The sequence below is a fragment of the Streptomyces sp. NPDC054786 genome, assembly GCF_053611685.1.
Genome location: NZ_JBSHAW010000009.1, coordinates 187,862 through 195,564, shown reverse-complemented (window position 1 = coordinate 195,564; position 7,703 = coordinate 187,862). Strand labels below are relative to the sequence as shown.

Below are 7,703 nucleotides of genomic sequence, written 5' to 3'. Positions count from 1 at the left end.
CGGCCGAGACGACCGGGCCGGTCGTCGTCCTGTGCGGTCGGGACCTAGCTAGCCGCAGCCGGGCGCCGGCGGCGTCGCGGTCCTGGACGAGCGCGGGCGGTGCGGCCGCAGGGGCCAGCCGATGGAGCTGGCGCGGCTGCTGGGCGGGCATCAGCGGGCATGCCAGCCCAGCGATGGCGATGAGCTCGTCGCGGTACTGCGGCACCGCCGTGTGCAGCCAACGTTCTCAGCTCTCACCGCAGCACGGTCGCAGCGGCTGCCGTAGATGGTCGAGTGCACTTCTGCGCGGTCGCGGAGGATGAGGACGGCCTCCTCGTCCTCGGTGGCCGAGCGGTTGCAGGAGCGCACCCCTAGCGCGGGCCTCGCGCAGCTCACCGCAAACGCTGATCGCCAGCGTCGGCTTCCCCGACGCCCACACGACGCCATATGCATGCCGCAGTCGCATGAGTGCAGCCCCTGCCACTCTCGCAGCCCAGCCTCCCGAAGTTGGCTCAGGGGGTAGCGCGAAGCTGTGTCCGCCGAGTGGTGACGAGGGCGCGCCACCGGTCACGGGTGGCCTGCTGGTCGTCGAGCCATCGTGCGGATGAGGGGGCATGGAGAGGGAGACCGGACATGAAGTGGGCGATGTCAGCGTATTAGGCGTAGTCGCCGTGCCGGGTGAGCTCGCGCAGCCGGGCGATCGTCGCCTCCAGGGCCTCGCGGGTGTCGGTGAGGGCGTAGTGGAAGCACAGAGCCAGCTCCAGGGCGGCCTTCACGGTGGCCAGCCCGGCGACGCTGATCTCGGTGCGCAGGACGTTCGCGCGGTCCTCGACATCGGCGGTGCCGGCGTCGCGTGTACGAGGGCGGCGATCTGGGTGGTGAGAGTGGAGGCGCGCGGGTCGAGCCCGGACAACAGCTGCTCGGCGAACTCGAGTTCGTCGTCGGCTCGGGCCTGGTCGGTGAAGGCGTGAACGAAGGCCAGCTGCGCCTGGGAGGTGGCCCGCTCGCCGGCGACACCGTGCTCTTCTGCTTCGGCCCGGCCTGCCTCGTACGCGGCCGCTGCACGGTCCATGTCGCCGTGGGGCCACCACACGTCGCCTTCGATGCGGTGGTGGCGGCCTGCCCAGCCGAGGGTGCGGGCTGCGGCCAGTGCGGTGGGGAAGTCGCCGGCGAACCGGGCGAGGTGTGCCAGGCCACGCCGGGCGGCGGGTGCGAGCCGGCCGTCACCCGCAGCCACCAGCTGCATCCCTTGCCGGGAGTCGGCGGAGCGCCCGAGGTCGCGCTGGGCCTTGGCCAGGTAGTAGACGGCCATCTCGTGCAGTTCGCCCGGCAGCCGGCCCGTGTCGACCATTGCGGCGAGCCGGTCGGCGGTGGCTGGCCTCCGGGGTCGACCCGGCCGAGTGCGCGCGTAGAGCTGGCCAGAGCATCCAGGTTCTTTTCCGCTACTACGCCAAGTTCCTCGCCGAAGCACGCCATCATGCGGACCGCCTGATCGAGGACTCCATGCAGCGGTGGGACGAGTGCGAGGATGCGCCAGCGGGCGCCTGAGGCCGGACCTGGCCCGGAAATGCCCCGGAACAGCTGGTCAGACGTGGGGCAGGGGTGGGAGGAATCGGGAGTAAGGCCGAATTTCGTCTCGTGGCCCAGGCACATCCTGACAAGGGCGCCTGCCAGGCATCTTGCCTGGTCAGGCGCCCTCTTTCGGTGTCTAGAAGAAGCCGAGCTTCTTCGCCGAGTACGACACCAGCAGGTTCTTCGTCTGCTGGTAGTGATCCAGCATCATCTTGTGGTTCTCCCTGCCGATCCCGGACTGCTTGTAGCCGCCGAACGCCGCATGCGCGGGATAGGCGTGGTAGCAGTTGGTCCACACCCGACCGGCCTGGATGCCACGGCCGGCGCGGTAGGCGGTTGAGCCGTCCCTGGTCCAGACGCCCGCGCCCAGACCGTAGAGCGTGTCGTTGGCGATATCGATGGCGTCCTCGAAGTCGGAGAACGGTGCCACGGCCAGCACAGGGCCGAAGATCTCCTCCTGGAAGACCCGCATCTCGTTGTTGCCCTCGAAGATCGTCGGCCGGACGTAGTAGCCGCCCTCCAGCTCGCCGCCGAGCTCGGCCCGGGAGCCGCCGGTCAGGACGCGGGCGCCCTCCTTCTGGCCGATGTCCAGATAGGAGAGGATCTTCTCCAGCTGGTCGTTGGAGGCCTGCGCACCGATCATGGTGTCGGTGTCCAGGGGGTGCCCTTGGACGATCTTCTCCGTACGTGCCACTCCGGCCTGCAGGAAGTCCTGGTAGTGGCCGCGCTGGAGCAGTGCCCGGGACGGACAGGTGCACACCTCGCCCTGGTTGAGGGCGAACATGGTGAAGCCTTCCAGCGCCTTGTCGTGGAAGTCGTCCGCCGCGGACGAGACGTCGTCGAAGAAGATGTTGGGGCTCTTGCCGCCCAGTTCGAGCGTCACCGGCCGCAGGTGCTCGGACGCGTACTGCATGATCAGACGGCCGGTGGTGGTCTCACCGGTGAAGGCGACCTTGGCGATCCGGGGGCTGGACGCCAGCGGCTTGCCGGCCTCGGCGCCGAACCCGTTGACGATGTTGACCACGCCGGGCGGCAGCAGATCCGCGACCAGGCCCATCCAGAAGTGCACCGAAGCGGGGGTCTGTTCGGCCGGCTTGAGGACCACGGCGTTGCCCGCGGCCAGCGCCGGGGCGAGCTTCCAGGTCGCCATCAGGATGGGGAAGTTCCAGGGGATGATCTGGGCGACCACCCCGAGCGGCTCGTGGAAGTGGTACGCGACGGTGTCCTCGTCGATCTCCGACAGGGAGCCCTCCTGGGCGCGGATGGCGCCCGCGAAGTAGCGGAAGTGGTCGATGGCGAGCGGGATGTCCGCCGCCAGGGTCTCCCTTACGGGCTTGCCGTTCTCCCAGCTCTCCGCGACCGCCAGCGCCTCCAGGTTCTGTTCCATCCGGTCGGCGATCTTGTTGAGGACGGCGGCGCGTTCGGCGGCGGTCGTACGGGCCCAGCCGGGCGCGGCCGCGTGCGCCGCGTCCAGGGCCCGCTCGACGTCCTCGGCGGTGCCCCGCGCGACCTCGGTGAACGGCTGCCCGTTGACCGGGGTCGGGTTCTCGAAGTACCGGCCCAGTGCGGGCGCCACGAACTCCCCGCCGATCCAGTGGTCGTAGCGGGGCAGATAGCTCATGACGGCATCGGCGGAACCCGGGCTGGCGTAACGGGCCATGGTGCGGCCTCCCAATCGCTCTCGGCGCGGTGCCCGCCACTCCCGTGTGACGGGCGTTGTGCGCAGGTTAGGGCGGCGGAGGTTGCGTGAACGTTGCGACGTGCGCGGCGGCCGGCGCGTGCACGGCACGGGGGGAAGCGCCGGTCAGGCCGTACGCCGCGCGCAGTCGGTCCGCGGTGGCCATCGGCGCGCTGCGGGCCGGGGAGCGCTCCGGGAGGGCGTCCACCAGGGCTTCCCAGATCTCCAGGTCGTCCTCGCCCCAGGGGGTGTGCGACCACTCACGCAGCAGGCCGGGATCGCGTGCGCCGAGCAGCGCACGCCGTAGCCGGTCCTCCAGCGCGCCGCGCAGCCGATGCACGCCGGGCGCCTCCGACAGCGGCAGCAGTGGGCCGCGGTAGGCGCCCACCGCGGCCCGCAGCTCGCCGGCCCCCAACGCCTCCTCGACCGCGCACAGATCGGTCTCGACGGGCCGGCTCAGCCGGTACGGACGCGAATGCAGCAGCGTGCCCACGAGGTGGCGCAGCCGGGACAGCTCGGCCCGCAGCGTCACCGGGCGCATCTCGCGCTCGCCGTACAGCAGCACCGAGAGCTGTTCGCCCGTCAGCCCATCGGGGTGCCGGGCCAGCAGCAGCATGATCTCGCTGTGCCGGCGGCCGAGCCGCAGCCGCTCCCCGTCCACCACCAGCAGCGCCTCGTCCCGGCCGAGCGCCGAGAGACAGACGCCCAACTCCGGTACGTCCGCGGCAAGATGGGCCTCCGCGGCGCGTGCGGTGGCCTGTACGAGAGCCAGGCTGTGCGGGCTCGCCAGATGGTCGCCGCCGGTGATGTCGACCGCGCCCAGCAGCCGTCCGGTCCGCGGATCGTGCAGCGGCGCGGCGGCGCAGGTCCAGCGCTGCACCTGCCGGTTGTAGTGCTCGGCGGCGAAGATCTGTACGGCGTGATCGGCGGCGAGCGCGGTGCCCGGGGCATTGGTGCCGGCGTGCCGCTCGTCCCAGCGGGCGCCGACCACGAAGTTCATCCGCTCGGCACTGCGCCGCACCCCACGGTGTCCCTCGACCCACAGCAGCCGCCCCTGGGGATCGCAGACGGCCAGCAGATGCGCGCCGTCCTGCGCGAAGCTGCCCAGCAGCTCCCGGAAGACGGGCATCGCGCGGGCCAGTGGATGCCCGTTCCGGTACGCGCCCAGCGTGGCCTCGTCCAGATCGATGGGGGCGGCGCCGTCCGCCGCGGCGTGGGCGTCGGCGGAGCGGCGCCAGGAGTCGGCGACCACCTGGCGGACCGGTGGCGCAACCGTCCCGTCGGTGAGGAAGGCCGTATGGGCCCTGCGCACCGTGCGGATGCGCTCCACCGGATCGGTTCCGGTCTCCATCGCCAGCCAAGGGTTGACCACGTGTCACCTCTCCGATGCGGCTCCTGCTCCCCGTACGGCCGATGGTGCTCGTACCGGGCGGGGGCGTAAACCCCACGGGCACGCCCGGTCACCCACGGGCGTCTCGGTGGTCACCCTGCGCGCAGCCGCAACCGGAGAGGGCTGTCCTGGCGCTGCCGGGCGACGCCGCCGGATGGCCCACCGCCGCACGACAAACGGGCGGGAGGTCACCGCCTCCCGCCCGTCCCGGCTCCGCGCCGGCCAGGTCTACCTGATCGCCTTGATCAGCTCACCGTTGGTGGTGTCACCGCTCAGCTCCCAGAAGAACGTGCCGCCCAGGCCCTGTGCGTCCTTGAAGGCCATCTTCGTGCCGATGGTCTCCGGGGTGTCATAGCTCCACCACTGGTCGCCGCACTTCGCGTAGGCGGTGCCGCCCACCTTGCCGGTGGCCGGGCAGCGGTCCTTGAGCACCTTGTAGTCGTCGATGCCGGCCTCGTACTTGCCCGGCGCCGCGCCGGTCGCGGTACCGCCCGGCGCGTCCTGGGTGACGCCCGACCAGCCGCGGCCGTAGAAGCCGATACCCAGCAGCAGTTTGCCCGCCGGGACGCCGAGGCCCTTGAGCTTGGCGATGGTGTCGGTGCTGTTGAAGCCGGCCTTCGGGATGCCGCTGTACGACGTGAGCGGCGAGTGCGGTGCCGTCGGGCCCTTGGCGTCCCAGGCGCCGAAGTAGTCGTACGTCATCGGGTTGTACCAGTTGACGTACTGCGCCGCGCCCGCATAGTCGGCTGCGTCGATCTTGCCGCCGGCCGAGGCGTCCGCGGTGATCGCCGCGGTCACCAGATTGTTCTGGCCGAACTTCGACCGCAGCGCCTTCATCACCTTGGTGAAGGCGTCCTTGCCGCTGGTGTCGCAGGTCAGGCCGCAGGCGTTGGGGTACTCCCAGTCGATGTCGATGCCGTCGAAGACATCCGCCCAGCGCTTGTCCTCGACCAGGTCGAGGCAGGACTGGGCGAAGGCGTCGGGGTTCTTGGCGGCCTCGCCGAAGCCGCCCGACCAGGTCCAGCCGCCGAACGACCAGATCACCTTGAGGCCCGGGTGCAGCTTCTTGAGCTTGCGCAGCTGGTTGAAGTTGCCGCGCAGCGCGCCGTTGTCCCAGGTGTCCGCCGTGCCGTCGACGCTCTGGTCGGCGGTGTAGGCCTTGTCGTAGTCGGCGTAGGAGTCACCGATGGCGCACTTGCCGCCCTGCACGTTGCCGAAGGCGTAGTTGATGTGGGTCAGCTTGGCGGCCGAGCCCGACGTCTCGATGTTCTTGACGTGGTAATTGCGGTCGTAGACACCCCAGTTGGTGAAGTATCCGACGACCTTGTTGCCCGCTGCGGCGGGCTTCGCCGGCGTTGCGGCGGCCGCGGACGAGTGCTGCGCGGCGGGGGCGCCGGCCGGGTCGGCGGAGGCCGGTCCGGCGAGCAGGGTGCCGGCCAGCGCCGCCGTACACAGCGCGGTGGCGGCGGCGATCACTCTGCGCGGTGATCGCATCCGGTGCGGTCTGAGCATGTCGTCTCCTCGGAGGGGGGCGAGGGGTGGAGCCTGACCTGCGTTCCGAATTGGCATGAACGCGTTGAACGTTGGAGGAGAAGCTAGAAGGACTAGACCAGTGAGTCAATGGTTCGGACCAATTTCCTGACCGGTCGGTACGGGGCCGGATTCCCACAGCCCGTGATGATCAACCCGTGACGCGAGGCCGCCGATCGGGCATACTCCTAGCGCCACCGCCGCAGGTCATCGCCTTCCGCAACCCGGAACGCGATCATCGGCCTGGCACGACGAAACCGGCGCCGCCGCCCACCCCGCGCGTGTCGCCGCAGCGCCCGACAAGGAGGAGAGCGCCGCCATGAACGAGTACGGCCCCCGGCCGGTGGACCGCAGGCTGCCCACGGAGGAAGCCCGCGACCTGTTGACCCTCGTACGTGAGCTTGCCGAGCGCGAGATCAGGCCAACGGCCGCCGAGGAGGAGGACGCCGGCCACTTCCCGCGCGAGACCTTCACCCTGCTGTCGGAATCCGGACTGCTGTCGCTGCCCTATGACGAGGAATTCGGTGGCGGCGGCCAGCCCTACGAGGTCTACCTCCAGGTTCTGGAGGAACTCGCCGCCGCCCGGCTCACCGTCGGCCTCGGCGTCAGCGTGCACACCCTCGCCTGTCATGCGCTCGCCGGATACGGCACCAAGGAGCAGCGCGCCGAACACCTGCCGGACATGCTCGGCGGCGGACTCGTCGGTGCGTACTGCCTCTCCGAGCCCTCCTCGGGCTCCGATGCCGCCTCCCTGACCACCCGGGCGACCCGGGAGGGCGACACCTGGCGGCTGGAGGGCACCAAGGCCTGGACCACCCACGGCGGCGTGGCCGACTTCTACACCGTGCTGGCCCGCACCGGCGGCAGCGGCGCCCATGGCATCACCGCCTTCCTGGTCCCCGGCGACGCCGAGGGCCTCAGTGCCGCGGCGCCCGAGCGCAAGATGGGCATGAAGGGCTCCCCGACGGCCCAGCTGCACTTCGACGCCGTCCGTGTCCCCGACTCCCGCCGTCTCGGGGACGAGGGACAGGGCTTCGCCATCGCCCTGTCCGCCCTGGACTCCGGGCGCCTGGGCATCGCGTCCTGCGCGATCGGTGTCGCCCAGGCGGCGCTGGACGAGGCGCTCGCCTACACCGCCGAGCGACAGCAGTTCGGCCGCCCGATCGTCGACTTCCAGGGCCTGCGCTTCATGCTCGCCGACATGGCCACCCAGATCGAGGCCGGCCGCGCCCTCTACCTCACCGCCGCCCGGCTGCGCGACGCCGGTCTGCCGTTCTCCAAGGAGGCGGCGATGGCCAAGCTGTTCTGCACGGACGCCGCGATGCGGGTGACCACCGACGCCGTCCAGCTCCTCGGCGGCTACGGCTACACCCTCGACTTCCCGGCCGAGCGCTATATGCGCGAGGCCAAGGTCCTGCAGATCGTCGAGGGCACCAACCAGATCCAGCGGATGGTCATCGCCCGCCATCTCGCGGGCCCCGAAACGCGCTGAGCGGCGGTGGGGGGGGGCGCGGGGGGCCCCGGGCGCCCCCCACCCCCCCCCCCACCAAGCCC

At 71.0% G+C, this 7,703-nt stretch carries 5 protein-coding genes; 1 reads left to right on the top strand and 4 read right to left on the bottom strand.

Going from position 1 to position 7,703, the window contains the following annotated elements; all coding sequences use genetic code 11:
- Nucleotides 1-751 precede the first annotated feature (751 nt).
- The 4 genes from ACWGI6_RS10580 to ACWGI6_RS10565 all read right to left on the bottom strand — a co-directional run bounded on the left by ACWGI6_RS10580 (nt 752) and on the right by ACWGI6_RS10565 (nt 6,131).
- Nucleotides 752-1,330 (bottom strand): hypothetical protein, encoded by a 579-nt coding sequence (locus ACWGI6_RS10580; RefSeq protein ID WP_453267126.1) that lies wholly within the window; start codon nt 1,328-1,330, stop codon nt 752-754.
- A 357-nt stretch (nt 1,331-1,687) separates the two neighbouring features.
- Nucleotides 1,688-3,211 (bottom strand): aldehyde dehydrogenase, encoded by a 1,524-nt coding sequence (gene adh, locus ACWGI6_RS10575; protein ID WP_453267125.1) that lies wholly within the window; start codon nt 3,209-3,211, stop codon nt 1,688-1,690.
- Between the two features lie 67 nt (nt 3,212-3,278).
- On the bottom strand, nt 3,279-4,601 hold the full coding sequence (locus ACWGI6_RS10570; RefSeq protein ID WP_453267124.1) for a GAF domain-containing protein: 1,323 nt from the start codon (nt 4,599-4,601) through the stop codon (nt 3,279-3,281).
- A 246-nt stretch (nt 4,602-4,847) separates the two neighbouring features.
- Nucleotides 4,848-6,131: a glycoside hydrolase family 18 protein gene (locus ACWGI6_RS10565; protein WP_453267123.1), complete on the bottom strand. Its 1,284-nt coding sequence runs from the start codon at nt 6,129-6,131 to the stop codon at nt 4,848-4,850.
- Between the two features lie 337 nt (nt 6,132-6,468).
- Here ACWGI6_RS10565 and ACWGI6_RS10560 point away from each other — a divergent pair, with 337 nt between their 5' ends.
- Nucleotides 6,469-7,641, top strand: a complete 1,173-nt coding sequence (locus ACWGI6_RS10560) for an acyl-CoA dehydrogenase family protein (protein WP_453267122.1) — start codon at nt 6,469-6,471, stop codon at nt 7,639-7,641.
- Nucleotides 7,642-7,703 lie beyond the last annotated feature (62 nt).